Origin of the sequence: Cobetia sp. AM6 (assembly GCF_009617955.1) — a bacterium.
GTDB classification, from domain to species: Bacteria; Pseudomonadota; Gammaproteobacteria; order Pseudomonadales; family Halomonadaceae; genus Cobetia; species Cobetia amphilecti.
In genome coordinates, this window is record NZ_AP021868.1 from 340,393 (window position 1) to 363,010 (window position 22,618).

The window sequence follows — 22,618 nt, forward strand, 5'->3', positions numbered from 1 at the left end:
CCGGGGTGTCGGAAGAGGTGGTCATGCGCAGCTCGCGAATCTCGGGGGAACGGGTGGCAGTCGGCAGGGACGCGCTCAGTCAGCCGGGTCGTCGGCGGATGCATCGAGCCAGTGTCTGGTCGGGCGCTCTGCCAGATGTTCAGCGTAGCGTTCGGGCAGATGGCCCAGCCAGCCGAAGCGCTCCATCAGTGCCGCGTAGGCACCTTCTGGCGGACACGACAGGCTCAGCCAGCCACCTTCGGGATGAGGAAGCTCAAGCCCGACAGCCGCCAGCAGCAGGCGGGGGCATTCCAGTGTCGTGGCGAAGTAGCGATTGTAGTTGCCCTTGCCATGCTTGGCGTCGCCGATGATCGGGTAGCCACGGCGTGACAGGTGACGGCGAATCTGGTGGCGGCGACCGGTCAGCGGATGGGCCTCGACCAGCGAGAAGCGCGACTGCGGGTAGCGATCGATGGCGATGGGCAGCTCGACCTGTGCCAGGCGGCGCGTGTCGGTGATGGCTTCCTGCTCCGGCATCTCGGCCTTGGGCAGCTTGCCATCTTCCTTGCGCAGGCCGTAATCGAGGCGTTGCTGCTCGGGCGCGACACCGCGCACTATCGCCAGATAGCGCTTGCTGACCTGCTGCTCCTCGAAGGCGGTGCTCAGCTTGCGCGCCGCCTGGGGCGAGAGGCCGAACACCATCAGCCCTGATGTCGGACGATCGAGGCGATGCACGGGGAAGACATGCTGGCCGATCTGGTCGCGCAGACGCTGAAGCAGAAACTCGGTCTCGTGCTTGTCTATGGGGCTGCGGTGCACCAGCAGGCCCGATGGCTTGTGGACCACCACCAGCACCTCATCCTGGAACAGGATGTCGAGTGGCTCGGCGGGTTCAGTCAGCTCAACAGGCTCAGCCGGCTCAGTCACCTCAGCAGACTTGGCCTCGAGAGACGTGGGCGTGGCGTCCGCCATCGGCGCAGGTGTCTGAGGCGCCGTCGGCGCCTCGGAGTGCGGAGCATCAGAAGAAGAGGGCATGGGCATCACGGCAGCAGGAAGACGAAAGCCGACCATCGCAATGAGGGTCGGCGTGTATTGTCCGGCTTTCGCCGCTGGCTGTCATGTCCGGCGTGGTGTTGGGCGCGCGGATGCCTGATGTCAGGGCCTGATCAGCAGGCCGGCGGCGAGCCACTGCACCAGCAGGTTGACCGCGATACCCGGGGCTTGCTCTGCCCCCACCTGCGGCGTCAGCAGCTTCCCTAGCCGGCCGAAGCTCAGGCCCTCGGCACCGGCCGCGAGGATGGCGCCGAGAGCCAGGTCTTCCAGCGGTTCGAGAGAGCGATAGTGCACCTCGGGCGCGCCAGCGGTGGGCTGGCGCCAGACGATCCAGGGCGTGGGCGCGTCCGACTCGACCGGCGCGCGTGGTGGCTCATCGTTGTCGATGGCCTTCCAGATGGCCGGCGTATCGAAGTGGAACAAGAAGCGCTTGAGGGACGGGTGCGCTGCCAGGGCCAGCTCGGGCCACTCCTCGGGGGCCAGCGTCTGCAGGGGCTCGACACTCAGCGGGGTGCTGTCCACCACATCCAGCGCCAGCCCCAAAGCCCACTCGAAGGCGGCCATCTCGGTGACCAGGGAGCGCTCGGGTTCGCGCGCCGCGACGAAGGCCGGGAAATGCTGGCCTGCCCAGCGAATCGAATAATGACTCGGCGGGTGGGCCGCGAGGTAGTCACGACACAGCAGCCCGAAGGCGTCATCGCCGATCAGGGTGTGCACGGCCTCGAAATCCCCGCCGAAGACCTCGAAGAGCCGCAGCCGATAGGCCATCGCGTAGATGTCGAGGCGCTCCTCGGCGCTGGCAAGCTGATCACTGATGACGGCCTCGGCCGCCGCGCTGCGGGTGTCAGGGCTCGGTGTCGCGAGGTAGGCGCCCGTGGTCTCCTGCAGTTGCATCAAGGCGCTGCGATCAGCACCGCCTGCAGGGCTCGCTTGCGTCATGCGCGCAGCCCTCCGTGGTCTGGCGTCTGGTTCTCGCGCGCAGCATCCGCCAGCGGACGACCACTGCGGCGGCGCAGCTCGGCGTACTCCTGCATCAACTCCGACCAGGGCGGGAAGTTGTCGTCACGCTCGATCATGGTGGCGACATCGCCGAAGCGCTCCCGCGCGGCGTCATACAGCGTCCACACGGTGTCCGGGACGGGCTGGTCATGGGTGTCGATGCATAGCTCGCCGCCGGAGACCTCCTGCCGGATATGCCCGGCCAGATGGTGCTGCCAGACGCGCTCTGCCGGCATGGCGTCCAGATAGGTCAGCGGGTCGAAGCCATGGTTGTGGCTCGAGACGATGACGTTGTTCAGGTCGAGCAGGATCAGGCAGTCGGCGCGGCGGCTGACCTCGGCCAGAAACTCCCATTCGCTCATCTCGTCAGGGCGCCAGGTCAGATAGCTGGAGACATTTTCCAGCAATAATTGACGGCCGAGCGCGTTCTGGACCTGATCGATGCGTTCGGCCAGATGGTCGATGGTGGCATCGGTATAAGGCAGCGGCAGCAGGTCGTGGAACTGATGCGCGCCGGTACGCGTCCAGCACAGGTGGTCGGAGACCCACAGCGGTTCGATGCGCTCGCACAGGGCGCGCAGCTCGCGCAGGTAACGGCTGTCGATGGGGTGGCTGCCACCGATGGACAGTGAGACGCCATGCAAGGCGATGGGGTAGTGCTCGCGGACTCGCTCGAGATGATGAAGTGGCTTGCCGCCGGCACTCAGACCACCGGTACTCAGGCCACCAGTACTCAGGCCACCAGTACTCAGGCCACCGTATTCTCTGGCGCCGTGGCCCATGTAGTTCTCGCTGATGGCCTCGAACCAGTCGATGTCCGGCAGCGTCGTCAGAATCTCGTGATAGTACTCGGGGCGCAGGCCCAGCCCTTGGCCGATGCCGGCGCTGGCGGGCGTGGGCAGGCGAGCGGTGACAGCTGTCGTCATGCGTGAGTCCTCTTCTGAGCGAAGGCAGAGGGTGCGGAAAAGGGCGAGGCAGAGGGCGAGTCAGGAGAGCTGAAAGACACCCGCCAGGCTTCCCGGACAGAAACCGAGCCAGAGCCAGAACCAGAATCAGGAACGGGAGGACGGTGTGCCGTCCTCCCGTCGGTAATTCGCCAGAGGCGCCTGCCAGGGCAGACGCCTCTGCGTGCCTGAGGATCAGCCCTCGACGACAGTACCACCTTCGCCGACACAGGATTCAGCGCTGGCAGTGTACGACCAGCCCTGGCCCTTGCAGGCGTTGTGGCCCTTGCAGGCGCTGTTGGCGGTCGCGCATTCGGAGGTGCCCTTGCAGGAGTTGATGCCGGAGCACTTCACGGCATTGTCACCGGCGTGCACCGGCAGCGAGGTCAGGGCGGCAGTGGAGAACAGCGCGGCGGCAGCGGCGGCGAAGGTGGCAGCAGTAACGGTCTTCTTCATGGTCATGATGGCTTCCTATCGGGCAGGGCCCGTATTTTTTGAATTATGGATCAGGAACATCGTGGCACCCGCTTGCGTCAGACAGCTCGTTCAGGCGGGTCATGAAGTCATACGCCGTCAAAATACAGTTGGATGCGGAAACGCCAAAAAAATCTGACATCATTGTTCACTATGCTTGGAAAGGCAGTCTTGCCGAATTAGTGAGCCTGCTTATGGTACGCTTTCGCCATCATCTGCCCGATTGCCGATATCCCTTCCTCTTGCTGGAGTTCCCCATGCCGGACCTACTTCGACGCCTGTGGCGCATACCGCGCTGGCGCTGGAGCATCGTGCTCGTTCTACTGTTGGGGGGCTGCAGTGCCGTCGCGATTCATCAGCTCGATGAGCGTTTCGGCCCCGCGTCACCGCGTGAGCGGGTGGTGTCACACGACAGTCTTGCCGGGCGCCAGTGGGAGGATGAGGTCAAGCCGGTGATCGAGACGCGCTGCGTGGTCTGTCATGGCTGCTACGACGCTCCCTGTCAGCTCAAGATGTCATCGGCCGCCGGGATCGATCGCGGCATGAATCCGGCGCCGGTCTACGATGGCACGCGCTTGCTGGCGGCCAATCTGACGCGCATGTTCGAGGACGCGGACACCACCGAACAGTGGCGCAGCATGGACTTCTCGCCGGTGCTCAATGAGCGCTTCGACTCTCCGGCCGCCAATCTGGAGGGCAGTGTGCTGTTCCGTGCGCTCAGCCAGAAGCGCAAGGCGCCGCTGCCGGTGACGGAAGATGGCCTGCTGCCGGAAGACCGCTTCGACCTGTCGCTCAATCGCAGTCAGGTGTGTGCCCCCGTCGAGGGCTACGACAAGTTCGCCGAAGACCATCCTGACTGGGGCATGCCCTACGCCCTGCCACAGGTCAGCGATGAAGAGCACCGCACGCTGGTGAACTGGCTGGCCAAGGGTGGCGCGATGACCGGTCCGGCACCACTGCCCCAGGCGCTGATGCCGCACATCGAGCAGGCCGAGCGCTTCTTCAACGGCGACAGCCTCAAGCAGCGCCTGATGAATCGCTATATCTACGAGCATCTCTTCCTGAGCCATGTGTATTTCCCGGACATCAAGGGCGCGGATGGACGGCCGATCTTCTTCAAGCTGGTGCGTTCCAGCACCCCGCCGGGCGAGCCGATCAAGCGCATCTCCACGCGCCGCCCCTACGATGCACCCTATGCCTCCTACACCGCCGATGAGCGCGCGAGCCTGCCCCACGATGACGCCGGACGCCCGCGGGTCTATTACCGTCTGTGGCAGGAGCGCGCGACGATCCTGGCCAAGAATCATCTGCCCTATGCGCTCGATGATGCTCGCTTCAAGCGCTGGCAGGCGCTGTTCCTGACACCGGATTACCCGGTGGATGACCTGCCGGATTACGACCTCAAGACGGCCTCGAATCCTTTCCTGACCTTCGAGGCCATCCCGGCCGAGTCACGCTATCGCTTCATGCTGGATGAGTCGCAGAACACCATCATGGGCTTCATCAAGGGGCCGGTCTGTCGCGGTCAGGTCGCGGTGGATGTGATCAATGATCACTTCTGGGTCGGCTTCACCGATCCGAAGATGTTCAGCCACCCGGAAGTGGAACGCACCCTGGCCGAGGAAGGGAAGAATCTCAGCCTGCCCGCCGAGCAGAGCAGCAATGCGTTGCCGATCAGCTCCTGGGTCAAGTTCGAGCGCAAGCAGACCGCCTACCTCAAGGCCAAGCAGCGCCTGATGTCCCAGGCCTATCTCGATGGCGATCTGCGCCTGGATGAGCGAGTGCTGTGGGACGGCAGCGGCTGGACCGACGGCCCCGGCCAGGGGCGCAATCCCAACGCGGCCCTGACCATCTATCGCCACTTCGACAATGCGGCGGTGATGAAGGGGTTGGTCGGTGGCGTGCCCAAGACGGGCTGGATCATCGATTACCCGATGCTGGAGCGCATCCACTATCTGCTGGTCGCCGGCTTCGATGTCTATGGCAATCTCGGCCATCAGCTGGTCACCCGTCTGTACATGGACTTCCTGCGCATGGAAGGCGAGAACAACCTGCTGGTGCTGTTGCCGGCGGGCGAGCGCCAGGCGGTGCATGACAGCTGGTATCGCGACGTCAGCCCCGGGCTTGTCGAGCTGCTGTTCAAGAAGCCGCCGCAGTTCGATGCACCCAGTGGCATCGTCTGGACACCGCAGGAGCTGTCATCCCCGAACCAGGCTCGCCTTGGTCTGATGCGGCGCATGCAGGAGCGCCTCGCGCCGGAACTCGGCCATGAGCGCAGCCTGAGCAATGTCGAGGACGAGCACGTGCGACATGAGCTGCAGGCCCTCGCTGCGGTGCAGGGAGTCTCGGCCAGCCTGATGCCGGAGGTGACGATCGTTGCGCTGGAGGATGGCACTGATGACTCGCCGCGCCTTTACAGCGTGCTGCGCAATTCCGCCCACGCCAACATCACCAGCCTGTTCGATGAGGAGGTAAATCGCCGTCCTGAGCAAGACACTCTCGATGTCTTGCGTGGCGTGGCGGGCGATTACCCGAATGCCTTCTGGCGTCTGACGGCTGACACCCTGACGGGGCTGGCAGAGCGGGTGGCGGCACTCGAGACCGAAGAGGACTATCGCGCCCTGCAGGCCGATATCGGGGTGCGCCGGACTGATCCGCGCTTCTGGGAGTTTTCCGACAGCGTGCTGCGCACCAACTATGCTGATCGCCCTGTCGAAGCGGGCCTGCTGGACTATAACCGCCTCGAGAACCGCTGATTGCCAGCAAGGCTTGAGCGGCTGAGGCAAGGCCTGCTGTCAGGACTGTCTGGGCTGCCAGAACTGTCAGGGTTATCAGGACTGTCATGACGACTGGCCTGACAGAAGGAAGAAGCCCGCCACGCACATTGCGTGGCGGGCTTCTTCTTGTGTAGTGCCAAAATGGCGCCCTGGCGGCTGATCAGCGCAGTGTCGCGCTGCGTGATGTGCTGTCAGCAGGCGTCATCAGCGACCGCCCTGACACTCGCCTTCGGCCAGTTCGATCAGGCCATCCAGATGCAGGATATGCACCTCGCGGGCACGAATGTCGACCAGCCCCTGGGTCTGGAAGCGGGTCAGGATACGGCTGATGGTTTCGACGGCAAGCCCCAGATAGTTGCCGATATCGGCGCGTGCCATCGACAGGCGGAAGCTGTACGGCGAATAGCCACGACGACGGAAGCGCTGTGACAGGTTGACCAGGAAGCTCGCCAGTCGCTCATCGGCTGTCTTGCGCGACAGCAGCATCATCATGCGGCGATCTTCGTGCAACTCCTTGCTCAGGCTCTTGAACAGCTGGGTTCTCAGTTCCGGCATCTGCTCCGAGAGCGCATTGAGGCGGTCGAAGGGAATCTCGCAGACGGTGGTGGTCTCCAGCGCCACCGCAGTGCCGGGATAGCAATTGCTGTCGATGGCATCCAGCCCGGCCAGCTCGCTGGGCAGGTAGAAGCCGGTCAGCTGCTCCATGCCGCTGTTTTCATTGGTGATCTGCTTGAGACTTCCGGAGCGCACCGTGAAGACGCAATCGAAGGCATCGCCCTGGGTGAAGAGTACTTCCCCTTTTCTGAGTGGCGCGCGACGGCGGATGATGGCGTCAAACTGGTCGATATCTTCCATGTTCAGTGCCAGTGGCAGGCACAGTGAACTCAGCGAACAGGTCTGGCAGCGGGCTTCATGGGCGCGCAAGCGGTGTGATGCCTGTGCATTGGCCGTCATGGTGACTCTCCTGAGGAATGTCACCGCTACCCCTGGGGCAGGGCAGCGGGAGGGGTCTTTCGGGCGCAACAACGGTGGGGCGGGGCCTTGTCGCCCGCCGCTACCCTGCCTAGCCGAATTGAATCGAGCGGCCAGAGTCTGAGCGCTTATCGGCTAATGCAGTGCAATTTCGTGGCGCCATAATATTAGATTTTATTAATTCATTATCCTGCCCAACCCATGGGCGTTGCAAGGTGTGTGAACTTTAGGCCGGGTTGGCCCCGCATGACCATACCGCGACGACCTGCCTCAGCCAGCTGCGCCGAGCAGCAGGATCAGTGCGGCGGCCAGCGTCGCCAGTGCCAGTATGCCCCAGGCACGTGGTGCTGGTGTGCCAGGCTGACGTACGCCGTTGATGCGATGTTCCTGCATGGGGCCATCGCCTTCGCGCTCGTCGCTGTCAGCGCTTGCAGCGCGCGAAAGGCTGCCCAGCGCCAGCATGGCGAACAGCACCAGGCTGCCCAGCGTGAGGGCCAGCACCCAGAGATTCCAGAACAGGGGGAGTCCAGTTGTCTCCAGCAGATTCATGTCGTGTCTCCTGAGCGGTGTCCTGTCATGGGCCACGGCTGGCGATGTCGCTCGCGGGGGCGGCCTGCTGCAGGTAGGCGAGCAGCGCCGTGATTTCGGCAGTGCCACGCACGTCATTGGGGGCGGCGAGAATCTCGTCTTCCGCGTAGGGCACGCCCAGGCCTTGCAGGGCTCGCATGCGTGCCGCGATGCCTTCACCGCTCAATGCCCGCTCGAACAGCCACGGGTAGGCGGGCATCGCTGAGCCCGGCACCTGACTGCGCGGGTCATGCAGATGCAGGCGCTGCCAGGCATCGTCATGCTGCGCAGGCAGCTTGCTCAAATCCGTCCCCCAGCGCTCGACGCCCCACAGCGAAGGGCGGTCGTAATAGCGCTCTCGGGCGGTCGTCGCATCACCGTGGCGCGCCGTGTCGCCCGGTAGATCGCGCACCATGCGTGTGTGGCACTGCTGACAGCCCTCGCGTTGGTAGATGCGCTGGCCCTCCAGCGCCAGGGCGCTCAGCGGTTTGAGGTCTTCGGGTGCGCTGGCGAGGCTGGGGTGAGCCCCGAGCGGCACCAGCTGGGCGAGGGCGCCGAGGCTCATGGTGAGCAGGCATAGTGCCGTCATCAGGCCGGCGTGACGTTCGAGCAGGACATGTCTCATGCGTAGTGCCCTCCCGAGGATGTGGCAGGGGGCGTGGTAGAGGGGGACGCAGAGTGCATGGCAGGTTCTGATGATGCCTTGTGCGAGCCGGAGCTCAGGCGCTGACGCTCATGAGCGGCTTGGCGTTCGCTCTTTTGATCAGCCAGGGTGCGCGTCACATTGAGGAGCATCAGCAGCAAGCCGAGCGCCCAGCAGGCGAGCCCGCCCAGCGAGATCATCATCGGCATGCGGGCCGCTTCCAGCACCTCGCTCAAGGTGTATAGCGGCCTGCCGTCATTTGCCAGCACATGCCACATGCTGCCTTGAAGCAGCGTGGTCGCCCAGCTGGCGGCAACGCACAGCAGGGTGCCGATGATGACCAGCAGGGCGTGAGTCTTGAGCAGCGCGAGGGAGCGCATCGGGGGCAGCAGGTGATAGGCCATCACGATGGCGACTGTCGCGACCACTCCCAGGCTTGCTGCCGGCGACAGACTGTTGGCGGCACTGAAGGTCAGGGCATTGAGGGTCGGCAGTGACAGCAGGCTGTATTCAAGAACCGCCAGGGCATAACTGACCAGAGCTGCCGCCAGCAGGCAGATCAGCGGATCCCGGCGCAATGAGTGCCAATCCTCCTTGAGTGTCATCAGGCCATTGAGGCTGAGTGCCAGCCCCGGCGCCAGCAGCAGGAGGCCCATCGCCATGCCCAGCGTCTGGCTCCAGGCCGGCAGGGCGCTCGCGAACAGCAGCGGAGCACCTCCCCATGTCGCCAGCAGCACCAGCATCCAGAAGCTGGTGGCGGCCAGCCGATGCGAGTAGAGCGGCAGCCGTGAGCGGCTCGTCACCATGTGATGGAGCAGGGCAATGACGCCGAATGCGAACATGCCGCCGGGGAGTGGCCCTGCCTGCCAGCGCTGAATCAGTGCCTCGAGGCTGCCCGTGAAGAGCGGTATCGATTCCAGCAGGCCGATCGGCACGCTGAGCGAGATCAACACATGCTGTATCAACACCAGCATCAGGCCGGCGATGAAGTACCAGCAGGCCACCGGCAGGCGGCGCAGCGTGCGCTGTTCCAGCACTGTGAAGAAGACCCACGCCACGGCCAGCCAGACGAGGGTCATCAGGAGATCGACGAGCCAGGGCGCTTCGGCCATGTATTGGCCCGAGGAGTAGCCTGCGACAATCGCCAGTGCGCCGAGCGCGACCACGGCCTGCCAGCCGAGGAAGGTGAAATGCATCAACTTGAGCGTGAAGGGGGGCAGTGCGATATCCGCTATCGCCGTCTCGGCGTCCGTGCGTGATTCGCGTTGCAGGACACTGTGCATGGCGATGGAGTAGCCGCCGGCGATCACTGCCGAGCCGCCCAGACCGTAGAGCAGCAGGTGGTGCTGCAAGGGAGCGAGGCGGCCGTAGCTCAGCCAGGCCACTTCCGGCCCCAGTGATGGCCATAGCCAGATGAGGTTGAGCCACACCGCCAGACAGAGGCTGAGCAGGCCCCAGATGACGGCCATGCGAGAAAAATCATGGCTTGCGTGATGATGATGGTTCACGCGGGGATGACAGGCCGAAGCCTCAAGAGCTGTACGCATATCACGACCTCGTCGGCAGTGGGCGAAAGCGCAGTGCTGGTGGTGACGGTGCTGGAAGCGGCGCTGCGGAAGCGGTCATGTCATCGACGCCCCTGTCAGGGCGGCAGGGCTGGCGCTGACCGATATCACGCGCGACCATGACCGACTGACAGGCCATCCCTCGCGCTGGAATGCAGCGTTTACCCCTCATCGGTTCCAGCGTTGTCTGGCGCGAGCCGTACGAGATCAACAGGAGAATTTCGCTTGCCCGCCGTCACTTCATCATCGGACGAAGATGCCAATGCGTCCAATACGGCTGAGGTCCCCAGCCCTTACGCCGAGGAAGGCTTTCGTGTCGCCAGCCTGGCCGATGTCGCCTCGGAGCTTGCTGCTCGCCAGACCATGTCCCACGACGCGCTGGCCGCGCGAGGGCCGTGGCGAGGCTGGTTGGCGGAACTGGGGCCGCTTGAAATCCATGGACGACCGGGGCGTGCCCTGCTATTGCATGCGCATGGTGCCGGCGCCGGGCGTGAGACCGACTTCCATCAACAGTTCGGCGCTGCCTGCCTGATGCAGGACATGGCGTGGCTGGCATTCGATTTCGGCTATCTCGTCAGGATGCGCTGCGAAAGCCGCCGCCGACCGCCGCCCCGGCTGCCCGGGCTGATCGAGGAGATGGCGCGCTGGTGTCAGGCGCTGATGGTGTGTGTGGCGGCCGTCGACTCCTTGCGATCGCTGCCCTGGCTGGTCGGCGGCAAGTCGATGGGCAGTCGTGTGGCCTCCCATCTGCTGGTGGAGTTGACCCGGGCGGCGCATGCGCCGTTGCCGGTCGGGTGGTACGCGCTGGGCTATCCGTTTCATCCCACGGGCAAGCCCGACAAGTTGCGTATCGACCATCTGCCGGATATCCCGATGGCCGGCTTGATCTGTCAGGGCAGCCGCGATCCCTTCGGAACTCGCGAGGAAGTGACGGAATATCCGTTGCCGGAAAGCCTTACATTGCTTTGGCTGAATGATGGCGAACATGATTTCAAGCCACGAAAAGCGAGTGGCGAGACGCGTGAAGGACTGATTTCGCGTGCGGCGCAGGCCTTGGCCAATCACCCGGCGCTGGGCGGAAAACGGCAGTGAATCGCCACCATGCGAGGGGCATTACCCTGGCCTTCGATGGCGACAGCGGCATGTCAGAATGATGACGCAACGCTGATGTTTACTGGCCTGCAGGCGAGATGCAGCGGGAAAGTCCTGTCTTATCAATACTCTGTCGCGGGCGATTGCTGAAATTGTGCGCAAAAAAAGTATTGACTCATGGGCCGGATTCCGTAGAATGCAGCGCCAACGAGACAGGGGTGGTTAGCTCAGTTGGTAGAGCACCAGCCTTACAAGCTGGGGGTCACTGGTTCGAACCCAGTACCACCCACCATTTGAAAAAAGTCATTGCTTTTCAAAGCGTTACTTGATTAAATGGCCTGGTTCGTGAGCAGAAGCAAGCGATTGTCGTGGACCGGTAGTTCAGTTGGTTAGAATGCCGGCCTGTCACGCCGGAGGTCGCGGGTTCGAGTCCCGTCCGGTCCGCCATTCTCGTTTGTCATGCGCCCGATGTTGAGTTGTTCTGAAGTGGACCGGTAGTTCAGTTGGTTAGAATGCCGGCCTGTCACGCCGGAGGTCGCGGGTTCGAGTCCCGTCCGGTCCGCCATCAGAATCGCGAGATATCACCGCTGCTTGCAGCAAAGATCGTTTGTGTTGGGTGATTAGCTCAGTTGGTTAGAGCACAAGCTTCACATGCTTGGGGTCACTGGTTCGAATCCAGTATCACCCACCAATGCGGACCGGTAGTTCAGTTGGTTAGAATGCCGGCCTGTCACGCCGGAGGTCGCGGGTTCGAGTCCCGTCCGGTCCGCCATTCGATCTCATAGAATTCGTGAAACCCGAGCTTTCGAGCTCGGGTTTTTGCGTTTCTGGCTGTCGGAAAGTCTTCTGTACTGGCCCGGCCCGCTTGTCTCCCTGTCCTTGCCTCTTTCCTCTTCTCTCTTCTCGACCTGGCCATGCTCCAGGCTTGTCGGCCTTCCATGGGCACATCACGACATTTCGTTCTTTCCCGTTGATGGGTGTCCTGCGCGGTTGCTCACCTCTCTGATGTCATCACTGATGTCATTCGCAATGTGGCCTTTGGGAGTATTGAGCCCATGGCGCGATGCTCTACACTGGGATCACTCGTTTCATACGACCGTTTGCCATCTGTCATCAGTCGTTGATGTCCTGACAACCTGTTACTGACGACCATGACTCAGTGAGTGTTGCTGATGAGAGTGGCGGCGGCGCGATATAACAATGATTGTCCGAGGGGCTCGAGACAGCCAAGGAGAGACCGCAATGACTGCCTATCCGAATATCTTCCGTCCGCTGACGTTGGGCCACATCACGCTCAAGAACCGTGTGCTGATGGGCTCTATGCACACGGGGCTTGAGGAGACTCCCGATGGCTTCGCGCGCCTGGCGGCGTTCTATCGTGAGCGTGCACGCCACGGGGTGGCGCTGATCGTCACGGGCGGTATCGCGCCGAACGCGGAAGGGGCTGTCATGCAGGGGGCCGCGAAGCTGACCACCCCGGAGGAGGCGGAGCACCATCGTGAGGTCACCGAGGCGGTGCACGCCGAGGATGGGCGCATCTGTCTGCAGATTCTGCATGCGGGGCGCTATGCCTACTCGCCGGATCAGGTCGCGCCCTCGGCGATTCAGGCGCCGATCAACCCCTTCACGCCACGCGCGCTGAGCACATCAGAGGTCAAGGAGCAGATTGCTGACTACGTGCGCTGCGCCAGCCTGGCCCGCGAGGCCGGCTATGACGGCGTCGAGGTGATGGGCTCGGAAGGCTATTTCATCAACCAGTTCATCTGTCGGCGCACCAATCAGCGCGAGGATGAGTACGGGGGCAGCTTCGAGAATCGCATCCGCTTGGCGGTGGAGATCGTCGCCGGTATCCGTGCCGCGCTGGGTGAGGACTTTCTGATCATCTATCGCCTCTCGATGCTGGATCTGGTCGATGAGGGCAGCACCTGGGAGGAAGTGGTCGCGCTCGGCAAGGCCATCGAGGCGGCAGGGGCGAGCCTGATCAATACCGGCATCGGCTGGCATGAGGCGCGTGTGCCGACCATCGTCACCAGCGTGCCGCGCGCTGTCTTCACCGGGCTGACCCAGCGCATGAAGCAGGAGCTCAGTCTGCCGCTGATCACCACCAATCGCATCAACATGCCCGAGGTTGCCGAGTCGGTGCTGGCCGAGGGCCATGCCGACATGGTGTCGATGGCGCGACCGTTCCTGGCGGACCCGCAATGGGTCAGCAAGGCCAGAGCGGACGATGCTGCCATCATCAATACCTGCATCGCCTGCAATCAGGCGTGTCTCGATCATACCTTCCAGATGAAGCTGACCTCGTGTCTGGTCAATCCGCGTGCCTGCCATGAAACCGAGATGGTGATCGAGCCTGCGCGACATGAGCGCCGCGTGGCAGTGGTGGGCGCAGGTCCTGCGGGGTTATCTGCCGCCGTGACGGCGGCAGAGCGTGGTCACGAGGTGGTGCTGTTCGAGGCGCAGTCCGAGGTGGGTGGGCAGTTCAATTTCGCGCGCCGCATCCCCGGCAAGGAAGAGTTCGACGAGACACTGCGTTACTTCAACGAGAAGCTGGTGCGTTGTGGGGTCGAGGTGCGTCTCAATACTCGCGCCACCGCCGAGATGCTGGCGGAATTCGATGCCGTGATTCTGGCCTCGGGGGTGAAGGCGCGGACGCCGGATATCGAGGGTGTCGAAGCCGGTATCGAGCGGGGGCAGGTGCTCAGCTATGCCGAGGCGATCAGTGCGCCGGAGCGGGTCGGGCGTCGCGTGGCGTTGATCGGGGCTGGCGGGATCGGCTTCGATGTCGCGGAGCTGATGACTCACGTCGAGCCGTCGCCCTCGCTGGATGGTGAGCTGTGGTGCGAGGAGTGGGGGGTGGATCTCTCGGTCAGCACGCCTGGCGGCCTCAAGGCACCCGTGGTGCCGCAGGCGCCTCGTGAGGTGTGGCTGCTGCAGCGCAAGACTTCCAAGCCCGGCAAGGGGCTGGGCAAGACCACTGGCTGGGTGCATCGCGCGACCCTCAAGCAGCGTGGCGTCAAGATGGTCGCCGGCTGTGAGTATCGCTCGATCGACAGCGAAGGCCTGACTGTCAGCCTCAATGGCGAAGAGCAGCATCTGGCTCTGGACAGCATCGTGCTGTGCGCCGGGCAGGATTCGGTGCTGGAGCTCAAGGCGCCTCTGGAGGCGGCGGGGGTGGAGCTGCATATCATCGGTGGCGCCGACAAGGCGGCAGAGCTGGATGCCAAGCGCGCGATCGCGCAGGGCACCATGGCGGCCGCTGCCCTTTGAGTTGACCGCGATCACGCATGGGGATATTCAGCGTTGAGCTGAGCCTGACCACTGCCTAGACTGATGGAAGCCACCGCGGACGCCGTGCCTTTGCTGCATGTGCCTCCGTGGTGGCTTTGTCGTCTTCAGAGTTTGCCTCGGGCGCCGCGCCAGCGGCTCGATGCGCTCTGATCTCTGCCTTGCCGCCACGATGGGATCTGCTCATGTCACCGCACGCTGCCGCCTCACGCCATGCCACCGCTGAGGCTCTGATGCCGGACACCGAGGACAGTCCTTTGCCGCCTCACAGGGAGGATGCTCGGACTTCATCATCGCTGGCCGCCTCCCCGCCGGTAGCCGAGACACTGGACAGCCTGATGGATCTGTTCACGCCGCCAGCGGTCGAGCGCCTGGCGTGGCCGCTGGCCGATGAGGCCGGTGTGATCGTCGAGTGCCTGCGCGCCGACACGCTGGACAGCGAGATTTCCGGCAACAAGGCCTGGAAGTTGCGTCTGCCGCTGGCCAGGGCGTTGAGCGAGAAGCGGGGCATCATCAGCTGTGGGGGTGGTTGGTCGAACCATCTGCATGCGCTGGCGGCGGCGGGTGCCAGATTGGGCATCGAGACGCATGGCCTGGTGCGCGGGCATCCCGAAGCGCCGCTGACGCCCACGCTCGCCGATGCGCGCGACAATGGCATGCGCTTGAGTTTCGTCTCGCGAGCCGAGTACCGGCAGCGCGACCAGCCTGATTTTGCCAGGCGCCATGGCGAGGGGGTATGGATTCCCGAGGGTGGCGGTTGCGTGGAAGGCGTCGCCGGGCTGGCGCCGTTGGCTCAGGCGCTGGCCGAGCCGGTGCCGGGCGAATCTGCGCCGCAGCTGGTGCTGCTGGCCTGTGGCAGCGGCACGACGCTTGCCGGGGTGCTGAGTGCGCTGGGCGAGCGCGATGGGCTGCGGGTCATCGGGGTGCCGACCATGAATCATGGCGATCAGCTCTATCATCGTGTGCGTCGCCTGCTGGCGGAAAGTGGCGGCAGCCAGCAGAAGACGCCGGAGTGGGGCCTGTGGCTGGGGGCGCAGGCCGGCGGCTTTGCCAAGGCGCCTGACTGGTTGATCCAGTTCATTCAGCGCTTCGAGGCCGAGACCGGCGTTGCGGTGGAGCCGGTCTACACCGCCAAGCTGTTTGCGGCGCTGGCGCATCATCTGGCCAATGGTCTGATCGCACGCGGTACGCGCATTCGCGTGCTGCACAGCGGGGGCTTGCAGGGGCGGCGAGGTTATCCGGCGTTGCAGGCCATCTGAGGGTGCTGGCGAGGCGAGTGTCATCTGGCTCGTCTCCTCTCGCGAGGCGCCCTCCGGTGGCTTGCGTGCAGCCTTCACCTGCCACTGGCGGCGGCGTGCAGCGCTGTTATGATGGAGTTTCTGCAGCGGCTCCTGCCATCCGGGAGCCGTGTCTGTTTCACCGGACAGGGTGATCCCCTGTCCCGCTCTGGAAATTCCCATGACGACTGACGCCATTGCCCCGACCCCCGCTGCGACCTCTGCTGCCGATGAAGCGTGCACTTCACGCTTTCTGGCCAGTGACAACACGTCCGGTATCTGTCCCGAGGCGATGGCGTACATGATGCAGGCCAATCGTGATGATGATCTCGCCTACGGCAATGACCGCTGGACACAGCAGGTCACCGACAGCTTCCGTCAGCTGTTCGAGACCGAGTGTGAGGTGTTCTTCGTCTTCAATGGCACCGCCGCCAACTCCCTGTCGCTGGCCCACCTGTGCCAGTCCTACCACAGTGTCATCTGCCACGAACTGGCCCATATCGAGACCGATGAATGCGGCGGGCCGGAGTTCTTCTCCAACGGCTCCAAGTTGCTCAACGCGCCGGGCCCCAACGGCAAGCTGACGCCGGAAGGCATCGAGCAGCTGGTCACCAAGCGCAGCGATATCCACTATCCGCGTCCGCGCGTGATCTCCCTGACCCAGTGCACCGAGGTCGGCACCGTCTACAGCCTGGAAGAGCTGCAGGCGATTCGTGAAGTGGCGGACCGTCATGATCTGCAGATCCATATGGATGGCGCCCGTTTCGCCAATGCCTGCGCCGCGCTGAATGTCTCGCCGGCTGAGCTGACCTGGAAGGCGGGTGTGGACGTGCTGTGCTTCTCCGGCACCAAGAATGGTCTGGCCATGGGGGAGGCGGTGATCTTCTTCGATCGCAAGCTGGCACGCGATTTCGATTACCGCTGCAAGCAGGCCGGTCAGCTGGCCTCCAAGATGCGCTTCATCGCGGCGCCCTGGATGGGGCTGCTGGAAAATGATGTCTGGCTGAACAACGCCCGCCATGCGAACGGCATGGCGCAGTATCTGGCCGAGCGTCTCGAGGCGCTGGAGGGAATCGAGCTGCTGTTCCCCGGCGAGGCCAACAGCGTGTTCGCCAGCTTCCCCGAGCATGTGCTGGCGGCACTGCGTGAGCGTGGCTGGACCTTCTATACCTTCATCGGTGCGGGTGGCGCACGCTTCGTCTGCTCCTGGAACACCACCACCGAGTTGCTCGACGCCCTGCTCAAGGATATTCGCGACGTGCTGTGAGTCTCCTGATTCAGGCAGTCCCGAAGGCGTGAGCGCCTCCCTCGAGATCCCCATCGCCCCGGCGGTGGGGATTTTTTTTGTGGCCGGTTGTCCGGTCTTGTCAACGTCATGCGTGACTGAGGCAAGAGTCTGATCAGGTTGGTAGCCACTTCGTCGCCAGTCGTTGTTTTTATGGTCTTTGTGGTGAGCCAGGAGGCTGTATGAAGCGTGGCGGAGGTGGTCGGGAGTGAAGTGTGGGCGCGGCCATTCTTGCTCGACTGGCTGGTATGCAGTGTCGTCTGGGCGTGAGAGTGACTGGCGTCAACCGTCAGTCTGTTCCTATGCTCAAGGTGTGCTGCAGTGCAACATGACATGAGTGAATCACCCGCGACAGCAGAAGCATTGGTCGAGTTTTCGCGTCTTTCGAAGCTTTCTTCAACGCGTTGTCAGAGGTGTTCAGGCGCCATCGAAGTGTCTGCTGACCCACTGGCTGCCGTAGATCCTGCGGTGCTTGGCAGAACTGGCTCCGCCGGCGGAAAGTTCGTTGAATGCATTCATTCACTGTATTGGACACCAGCACCCTATATCGACCTATGCTGATAAACACGCCGAGGCAGTCGTCCTGCGTACGCTTTTCAGGCTGAGCGGACGAACGAATTTTGCGGTCTTACCTGAGTGGGCCCGGCGATGGTCCCAGCGACTGATGTCGCGACAAGGAGGCTTCCATGAGCATCTTCGATCACGTGCAGAGCCGCTACGAGCGGATTCAGCAAGAAGAGATGAGTCTCCAGGAGTACCTGGAGTTGTGCCGGCAGGACACTACTGCCTACGCCAGCGCTGCCGAGCGCATGCTGGCGGCCATCGGTGAACCGGAGGTCATCGATACCGCCAAGGACCCCAGTCTTTCCCGTATCTTTTCCAACAAGCTGATCCGCCGTTATCCAAGCTTTGCCGAGTTCTATGGCATGGAAGAGGCTATCGAGCAGATCGTTTCCTACTTCCGGCATGCGGCGCAGGGACTGGAGGAGCGCAAGCAGATCCTGTATCTGCTCGGCCCGGTGGGCGGCGGCAAGTCGTCTCTGGCGGAGCGTCTCAAGCTGCTGATGGAGCAGATTCCCTTCTATGCCATCAAGGGCTCGCCGGTCTTCGAGTCTCCGCTGGGGCTGTTCTCGCCGGAGGAAGATGGCGAGCTGATCGAGAAGGAGTACGGCATTCCCCAGCGCTGCATGCGCAGTGCCATGTCACCGTGGGCCGCCAAGCGCCTCAAGGAATATGGCGGTGATATCAGCAAGTTCCGCGTGGTCAAGCTCTACCCCTCGCGCCTCAATCAGATCGGTATCTCCAAGACCGAGCCGGGCGATGACAACAACCAGGACATTTCCGCGCTGGTCGGCAAGGTCGATATCCGTCAGCTGGAGCTCTATGCCCAGGACGACCCGGATGCCTACAGCTTCTCCGGCGGGCTGTGCAAGGCCAACCAGGGGCTGATGGAATTCGTCGAGATGTTCAAGGCGCCGATCAAGGTGCTGCATCCGCTGCTGACCGCGACCCAGGAGGGCAATTACAACCCGACGGAAGGCATGGGCGCGATTCCCTTCGATGGCGTGGTGCTGGCGCACTCCAACGAGAGCGAATGGCAGGCATTTCGCAACAATCGCAACAATGAGGCCTTCCTCGATCGCGTCTATATCGTCAAGGTGCCTTACTGCCTGCGCGCCTCCGAGGAGGTCAAGATCTACGCCAAGCTGCTGGAACATTCGTCGCTGAATCAGGCGCCCTGTGCCCCGGATACGCTGCGCATGCTGTCCCAGTTCATCGTGCTGTCGCGTCTGCGTGAGCCGGAGAATTCCAGCGTCTACTCGAAGATGCGCATCTATGATGGCGAGAACCTCAAGGATACCGATCCGCGCGCCAAGTCGATCCAGGAATACCGCGATAGCGCCGGTGTCGACGAGGGGATGGATGGGCTCTCGACACGCTTTGCCTTCAAGATTCTCTCCAAGGTCTTCAACTTCGATGCCAGTGAGGTCGCGGCCAACCCGGTCCATCTGCTCTACGTGCTGGAGCAGCGCCTCGATCAGGAGCAGCTGCCCAAGGAAACCCACGAGCGCTACCTGCGCTATATCAAGGAATACCTGGCGCCCCGCTATGTCGATTTCATCGGCAAGGAGATCCAGACCGCCTACCTCGAGTCCTATTCCGAGTATGGGCAGAACATCTTCGATCGCTATGTGACCTATGCCGACTTCTGGATCCAGGAGCAGGAGTATCGCGATCCCGAGACCGGCGAACTGCTGGACCGTCAGTCACTCAACGAGGAACTGGAGAAGATCGAGAAGCCCGCGGGCATCTCCAACCCGAAGGATTTCCGTCACGAGGTGGTCAACTTCGTGCTGCGCGCACGGGCGCAGAACAACGGTACCAACCCGAGCTGGCAGTCCTACGAGAAGCTGCGTGCGGTGATCGAGAAGAAGATGTTCGCCAATACCGAAGAGCTGCTGCCGGTCATCTCCTTCAATGCCAAGGCCTCGGCATCCGACCAGCGCAAGCACGAGGACTTCGTGGCGCGCATGGTGGATCGCGGCTACACCGAGAAGCAGGTGCGCCTGTTGTCCGAATGGTATCTGCGCGTACGCAAGTCGCAGTAAGCCCTGCCGACTGACGACAGGCCTGCCGGCGGGCACGATTGCCGCCGGCACTTGCCATCCGGCCATCCGCTGAGGGCGGGGCCGGCAAGGAGGGCGAATGAGTTATTTCATTGATCGACGCAGCAATGCACGCAACAAGAGTGCAGTGAATCGACAGCGCTTCATTCGGCGCTATCGCAGTCATATCAAGCGGGCGGTGGAGGATGCCGTCAATCGGCGCTCCATCACCGACATGGAGCGCGGCGAGGAAGTCTCCATTCCGACGCGTGACATTTCCGAGCCGGTCTTCCAGCACGGACAGGGCGGCAAGCGGCGTGTGATCAATCCCGGCAACAAGGAATTTGTCGAAGGGGACCGCATGCGCCGTCCCAGTGGCGGTGGTGGGGGAGGTGGCAGTGGCGAGGGCCAGGCCTCCAACCAGGGCGAGGGGGAAGATGACTTTGCCTTCACCCTGTCGCGTGAGGAATTTCTCGAGTTCGTCTTCGACGGGCTGGAACTGCCGCATCTGGAACGCAAGCAGATCGCGGACATGGAAGAGGTGCGTCCGGTGCGCGCGGGGATCGCGCGTGACGGTACACCGGCACGTATCAACATCGTGCGCTCGATGCGTTCAGCGCAGGCGCGGCGCATCGCGATGCGTTCCCCGATCAAGCGGGCGCTGAAGGAGGCTGTCGAAGCGCTGGAGCAGGAGGAGCGCAAGGACCCGGTGCTGCGCAACAAGGTGCGCATCAGTGAGCTCAAGGCGGAAATCGAGCGGCTCGAGGCGCGCCTCAAGGCGGTGCCGTTCCTCGATACCTATGATCTGCGCTACAACCACCTCATCAATCAGCCGATGCCGTCCAACAAGGCGGTGATGTTCTGCGTGATGGATGTCTCGGGGTCGATGACCCAGGCGCACAAGGACATCGGCAAGCGTTTCTTCCTGTTGCTGTATCTGTTTCTGGAGCGCAACTACGAGAAGGTCGAGCTGGTCTTCATCCGTCACCACACCGCTGCCAAGGAAGTCGACGAGGAGGAGTTCTTCTACTCCCGCGAGACCGGCGGCACCATCGTATCCAGTGCCCTCACGCTGCTCGATGAGGTGATCGAATCGCGCTATCCGGCCGGCGAGTGGAATCTCTACGTGGCGCAGGCCTCGGATGGCGACAACTGGGATGACGATTCCACCAACTGTCGCGAACTGATGATCAAGAAGCTGATGCCGCGCCTGCAGTACTACGCCTATGTGGAGATCACGCCGCATGCCCATCAGGCGCTATGGGAGGAGTACGAGCGGGTCGAGGCGGAATTTCCGGAACGCTTTGCCATGCAGCAGATCGTCGAGGCAGGCGATATCTACCCGGTATTCCGCGAGCTGTTCAAGCGCCGCATCAGCGCCTGATCACATCATGCGACGTGCCCGGCAGTCGCGCCGGGCCAGGAGGCCTCATGAGTCATGGTCTTGATGGCGGTCTTGATGACCGAATGAGCAAGCGCATCGATAGCCGGCTGGAAGACACCCAGCCGGCCAGCGGGTCGGATTGGACCTTCGAATTGCTCGAGCATTTCGAAAGCGAGATCGCGCGCATCGCCGCGCAGTACAAGCTGGATATCTACCCCAACCAGATCGAGGTGATCACGTCCGAGCAGATGATGGATGCCTACGCCAGCATCGGCATGCCGGTCGGCTACCATCACTGGTCGTTCGGCAAGCAGTTCCTGTCGGTGGAGCAGGCGTATCGGCGAGGGCAGATGGGGCTGGCCTATGAGCTGGTGATCAACTCCGACCCTTGCATCGCCTATCTGATGGAAGAGAACACCCTGATGATGCAGATTCTAGTCATGGCGCATGCTTGCTATGGCCACAACAGCTTCTTCAAGGGCAATTATCTGTTCCGCACCTGGACGGATGCCTCGGCGATCATCGACTACCTCGTCTTCGCGCGGAAATACGTGTCCGAGTGCGAGGAGCGTCATGGCGTGGACGCCGTCGAGCAGCTGCTCGACGCCTGCCATGCACTGCAGAACTATGGCGTGGATCGCTACAAGCGCCCTTCGGCCATCTCGCCGGAAGAGGAGGTCCAGCGTCAGCAGGAGCGTGAAGCCTACCTGCAGGCCCAGGTGAATGCGCTGTGGACCACGATCCCCCAGGCGGGCGAAGAGGATGAGGTGATCGATGAGGTCAATGATCCTCTCGGTCTGCATCGCCGCGGCCGCTATCCGCCGGAGCCGCAGGAGAACCTGCTCTATTTCATCGAGAAGAATGCCCCGTTGCTGGAGCCCTGGCAGCGTGAGCTGGTGCGTATCGTGCGCAAGCTGGCGCAGTACTTCTATCCGCAGCGCCAGACGCAGGTGATGAATGAGGGCTGGGCGTGTTTCTGGCACTACACCATCATGAATCAGCTCTACGATGAGGGGTTGATCGGCGAGGGCGTGATCCTCGAGTTCCTGCAGTCGCATACCTCGGTGGTGCAGCAGCCCGGCTTCGATCACCCGCATTACAACGGCATCAATCCCTATGCGCTGGGCTTCGCGATGTTCACCGATATCAAGCGTATCTGTGAGCACCCCGACGATGAGGATCGTGAGTGGTTCCCGGATATCGCCGGCAGCGACTGGTTGGAAACGGTGCACTTCGCGATGCGCAACTTCAAGGATGAGTCCTTCATCCAGCAATTCCTGTCGCCCAAGGTGATCCGGGATCTCAAGCTGTTCTCGCTGGTCGATGACGACAGCGATGAGCATCTCGTCATCGACGCCATTCACGACAGTCGTGGTTACAAGCGCATTCGTGAGGCGCTGTGCGTACAGTACGCACTGAGCCACCGTGAGCCGAATATCCAGGTGTGGGCCGCCAACATTCGCGGTGATCGCTCGCTGACCCTGCGCCATGTGCAGGATGATCGGCGCCCGCTGGCGCGCAGCGTCTACCCCGTGATGCGCTATCTGCATCAGCTGTGGGGCTTTCCTGTCCATCTGGAGTCGATGGAGAACGATGAGGTGGCAAGGCGCTACCAGTGGCCACTGCCGGAGGATGCCAATCCCGGCTGACAGGGCGTCAGGTGACGCTCATGGCGGATCGAGGGGGGTGCCGAGAGGATGCCAGCCCTGACCG

Annotated in this window: 16 protein-coding genes and 5 tRNA genes; 13 read left to right on the plus strand and 8 right to left on the minus strand. The window is 62.8% G+C overall.

Going from position 1 to position 22,618, the window contains the following annotated elements:
* Window positions 1–75: 75 nt before the first annotated feature.
* The 4 genes from CLAM6_RS01565 to bufA2 all read right to left on the minus strand — a co-directional run bounded on the left by CLAM6_RS01565 (window position 76) and on the right by bufA2 (window position 3,437).
* Window positions 76–1,014 (minus strand): pseudouridine synthase, encoded by a 939-nt coding sequence (locus CLAM6_RS01565; RefSeq protein ID WP_225347492.1) that lies wholly within the window; start codon window positions 1,012–1,014, stop codon window positions 76–78.
* A gap of 120 nt (window positions 1,015–1,134) precedes the next feature.
* Entirely contained in the window at window positions 1,135–1,971 is an 837-nt protein-coding gene (locus CLAM6_RS01570; protein WP_043333191.1) for an HvfC/BufC N-terminal domain-containing protein, read from the minus strand.
* Window positions 1,968–2,957, minus strand: a complete 990-nt coding sequence (gene bufB, locus CLAM6_RS01575; RefSeq protein WP_052384485.1) for an MNIO family bufferin maturase — start codon at window positions 2,955–2,957, stop codon at window positions 1,968–1,970. Before bufB ends, CLAM6_RS01570 begins: the two co-directional genes overlap by 4 nt.
* A 213-nt stretch (window positions 2,958–3,170) precedes the next feature.
* A complete protein-coding gene (gene bufA2, locus CLAM6_RS01580) occupies window positions 3,171–3,437 on the minus strand; it encodes a BufA2 family periplasmic bufferin-type metallophore (protein WP_197738697.1) in 267 nt (88 codons plus the stop codon).
* A 269-nt stretch (window positions 3,438–3,706) separates the two neighbouring features.
* Here bufA2 and CLAM6_RS01585 point away from each other — a divergent pair, with 269 nt between their 5' ends.
* Window positions 3,707–6,205, plus strand: a complete 2,499-nt coding sequence (locus CLAM6_RS01585; RefSeq protein WP_052384484.1) for a fatty acid cis/trans isomerase — start codon at window positions 3,707–3,709, stop codon at window positions 6,203–6,205.
* Between the two features lie 225 nt (window positions 6,206–6,430).
* On the opposite strand, the gene fnr is transcribed toward CLAM6_RS01585, so the two are convergent.
* The 4 genes from fnr to CLAM6_RS01605 form a co-directional block, all read right to left on the minus strand.
* Window positions 6,431–7,180, minus strand: a complete 750-nt coding sequence (gene fnr, locus CLAM6_RS01590; protein ID WP_043333190.1) for a fumarate/nitrate reduction transcriptional regulator Fnr — start codon at window positions 7,178–7,180, stop codon at window positions 6,431–6,433.
* Window positions 7,181–7,468: 288 nt separating this feature from the next.
* Window positions 7,469–7,747 (minus strand): hypothetical protein, encoded by a 279-nt coding sequence (locus tag CLAM6_RS01595; RefSeq protein ID WP_043333189.1) that lies wholly within the window; start codon window positions 7,745–7,747, stop codon window positions 7,469–7,471.
* Between the two features lie 25 nt (window positions 7,748–7,772).
* Window positions 7,773–8,390 (minus strand): cbb3-type cytochrome c oxidase subunit II, encoded by a 618-nt coding sequence (locus CLAM6_RS01600; RefSeq protein ID WP_052384483.1) that lies wholly within the window; start codon window positions 8,388–8,390, stop codon window positions 7,773–7,775.
* Window positions 8,387–9,877 carry a cbb3-type cytochrome c oxidase subunit I gene (locus CLAM6_RS01605; RefSeq protein WP_043333188.1) on the minus strand — a complete coding sequence of 497 codons (1,491 nt, stop codon included), beginning with the start codon at window positions 9,875–9,877 and terminating at the stop codon, window positions 8,387–8,389. The genes CLAM6_RS01600 and CLAM6_RS01605 overlap by 4 nt, the downstream gene beginning before the upstream one ends.
* A 321-nt stretch (window positions 9,878–10,198) precedes the next feature.
* On the opposite strand from CLAM6_RS01605, the gene CLAM6_RS01610 reads away from it, so the two are divergent.
* The 12 genes from CLAM6_RS01610 to CLAM6_RS01665 all read left to right on the plus strand — a co-directional run bounded on the left by CLAM6_RS01610 (window position 10,199) and on the right by CLAM6_RS01665 (window position 22,554).
* Window positions 10,199–11,065, plus strand: coding sequence for an alpha/beta family hydrolase (locus CLAM6_RS01610; protein WP_052384482.1), 867 nt, complete (start codon window positions 10,199–10,201; stop codon window positions 11,063–11,065).
* A gap of 216 nt (window positions 11,066–11,281) precedes the next feature.
* A tRNA-Val gene (locus tag CLAM6_RS01615) sits at window positions 11,282–11,357 on the plus strand.
* Between the two features lie 78 nt (window positions 11,358–11,435).
* A tRNA-Asp gene (locus tag CLAM6_RS01620) sits at window positions 11,436–11,512 on the plus strand.
* A gap of 41 nt (window positions 11,513–11,553) precedes the next feature.
* Window positions 11,554–11,630, plus strand: a tRNA-Asp gene (locus CLAM6_RS01625).
* A 49-nt stretch (window positions 11,631–11,679) separates the two neighbouring features.
* A tRNA-Val gene (locus tag CLAM6_RS01630) sits at window positions 11,680–11,756 on the plus strand.
* Window positions 11,757–11,760: 4 nt separating this feature from the next.
* Window positions 11,761–11,837 (plus strand) — tRNA-Asp (locus CLAM6_RS01635).
* Between the two features lie 470 nt (window positions 11,838–12,307).
* Window positions 12,308–14,335 (plus strand): NADPH-dependent 2,4-dienoyl-CoA reductase, encoded by a 2,028-nt coding sequence (locus CLAM6_RS01640; RefSeq protein ID WP_043334766.1) that lies wholly within the window; start codon window positions 12,308–12,310, stop codon window positions 14,333–14,335.
* Window positions 14,336–14,538: 203 nt separating this feature from the next.
* Complete coding sequence (locus tag CLAM6_RS01645; RefSeq protein ID WP_084589529.1) at window positions 14,539–15,612, plus strand: 1-aminocyclopropane-1-carboxylate deaminase/D-cysteine desulfhydrase; 1,074 nt, start codon at window positions 14,539–14,541, stop codon at window positions 15,610–15,612.
* 199 nt (window positions 15,613–15,811) lie between these two features.
* Complete coding sequence (locus CLAM6_RS01650) at window positions 15,812–16,897, plus strand: threonine aldolase family protein (RefSeq protein WP_052384721.1); 1,086 nt, start codon at window positions 15,812–15,814, stop codon at window positions 16,895–16,897.
* A 704-nt stretch (window positions 16,898–17,601) separates the two neighbouring features.
* Window positions 17,602–19,524, plus strand: coding sequence for a PrkA family serine protein kinase (locus CLAM6_RS01655; protein WP_043334761.1), 1,923 nt, complete (start codon window positions 17,602–17,604; stop codon window positions 19,522–19,524).
* Window positions 19,525–19,621: 97 nt separating this feature from the next.
* Window positions 19,622–20,905, plus strand: a complete 1,284-nt coding sequence (locus CLAM6_RS01660) for a YeaH/YhbH family protein (protein WP_043334759.1) — start codon at window positions 19,622–19,624, stop codon at window positions 20,903–20,905.
* 83 nt (window positions 20,906–20,988) lie between these two features.
* On the plus strand, window positions 20,989–22,554 hold the full coding sequence (locus tag CLAM6_RS01665) for a SpoVR family protein (RefSeq protein ID WP_052384722.1): 1,566 nt from the start codon (window positions 20,989–20,991) through the stop codon (window positions 22,552–22,554).
* The last annotated feature ends 64 nt before the right edge of the window (window positions 22,555–22,618 follow it).

Excerpts from the sequence above, each read along its gene's own strand:
- CLAM6_RS01645 (WP_084589529.1), top strand. The coding sequence starts at position 14,539 with ATGTCACCGCACGCTGCCGCCTCACGCCATGCCACCGCTGAGGCTCTG.
- CLAM6_RS01585 (WP_052384484.1), top strand. The coding sequence starts at position 3,707 with ATGCCGGACCTACTTCGACGCCTGTGGCGCATACCGCGCTGGCGCTGG.
- CLAM6_RS01655 (WP_043334761.1), top strand. The coding sequence starts at position 17,602 with ATGAGCATCTTCGATCACGTGCAGAGCCGCTACGAGCGGATTCAGCAA.
- bufA2 (WP_197738697.1), bottom strand. The coding sequence starts at position 3,437 with ATGACCATGAAGAAGACCGTTACTGCTGCCACCTTCGCCGCCGCTGCC.
- fnr (WP_043333190.1), bottom strand. The coding sequence starts at position 7,180 with ATGACGGCCAATGCACAGGCATCACACCGCTTGCGCGCCCATGAAGCC.
- CLAM6_RS01600 (WP_052384483.1), bottom strand. The coding sequence starts at position 8,390 with ATGAGACATGTCCTGCTCGAACGTCACGCCGGCCTGATGACGGCACTA.
- CLAM6_RS01565 (WP_225347492.1), bottom strand. The coding sequence starts at position 1,014 with ATGCCCTCTTCTTCTGATGCTCCGCACTCCGAGGCGCCGACGGCGCCT.
- bufB (WP_052384485.1), bottom strand. The coding sequence starts at position 2,957 with ATGACGACAGCTGTCACCGCTCGCCTGCCCACGCCCGCCAGCGCCGGC.
- CLAM6_RS01640 (WP_043334766.1), top strand. The coding sequence starts at position 12,308 with ATGACTGCCTATCCGAATATCTTCCGTCCGCTGACGTTGGGCCACATC.
- CLAM6_RS01650 (WP_052384721.1), top strand. The coding sequence starts at position 15,812 with ATGACGACTGACGCCATTGCCCCGACCCCCGCTGCGACCTCTGCTGCC.
- CLAM6_RS01570 (WP_043333191.1), bottom strand. The coding sequence starts at position 1,971 with ATGACGCAAGCGAGCCCTGCAGGCGGTGCTGATCGCAGCGCCTTGATG.
- CLAM6_RS01605 (WP_043333188.1), bottom strand. The coding sequence starts at position 9,877 with ATGGCCGTCATCTGGGGCCTGCTCAGCCTCTGTCTGGCGGTGTGGCTC.
- CLAM6_RS01595 (WP_043333189.1), bottom strand. The coding sequence starts at position 7,747 with ATGAATCTGCTGGAGACAACTGGACTCCCCCTGTTCTGGAATCTCTGG.
- CLAM6_RS01660 (WP_043334759.1), top strand. The coding sequence starts at position 19,622 with ATGAGTTATTTCATTGATCGACGCAGCAATGCACGCAACAAGAGTGCA.
- CLAM6_RS01665 (WP_052384722.1), top strand. The coding sequence starts at position 20,989 with ATGAGCAAGCGCATCGATAGCCGGCTGGAAGACACCCAGCCGGCCAGC.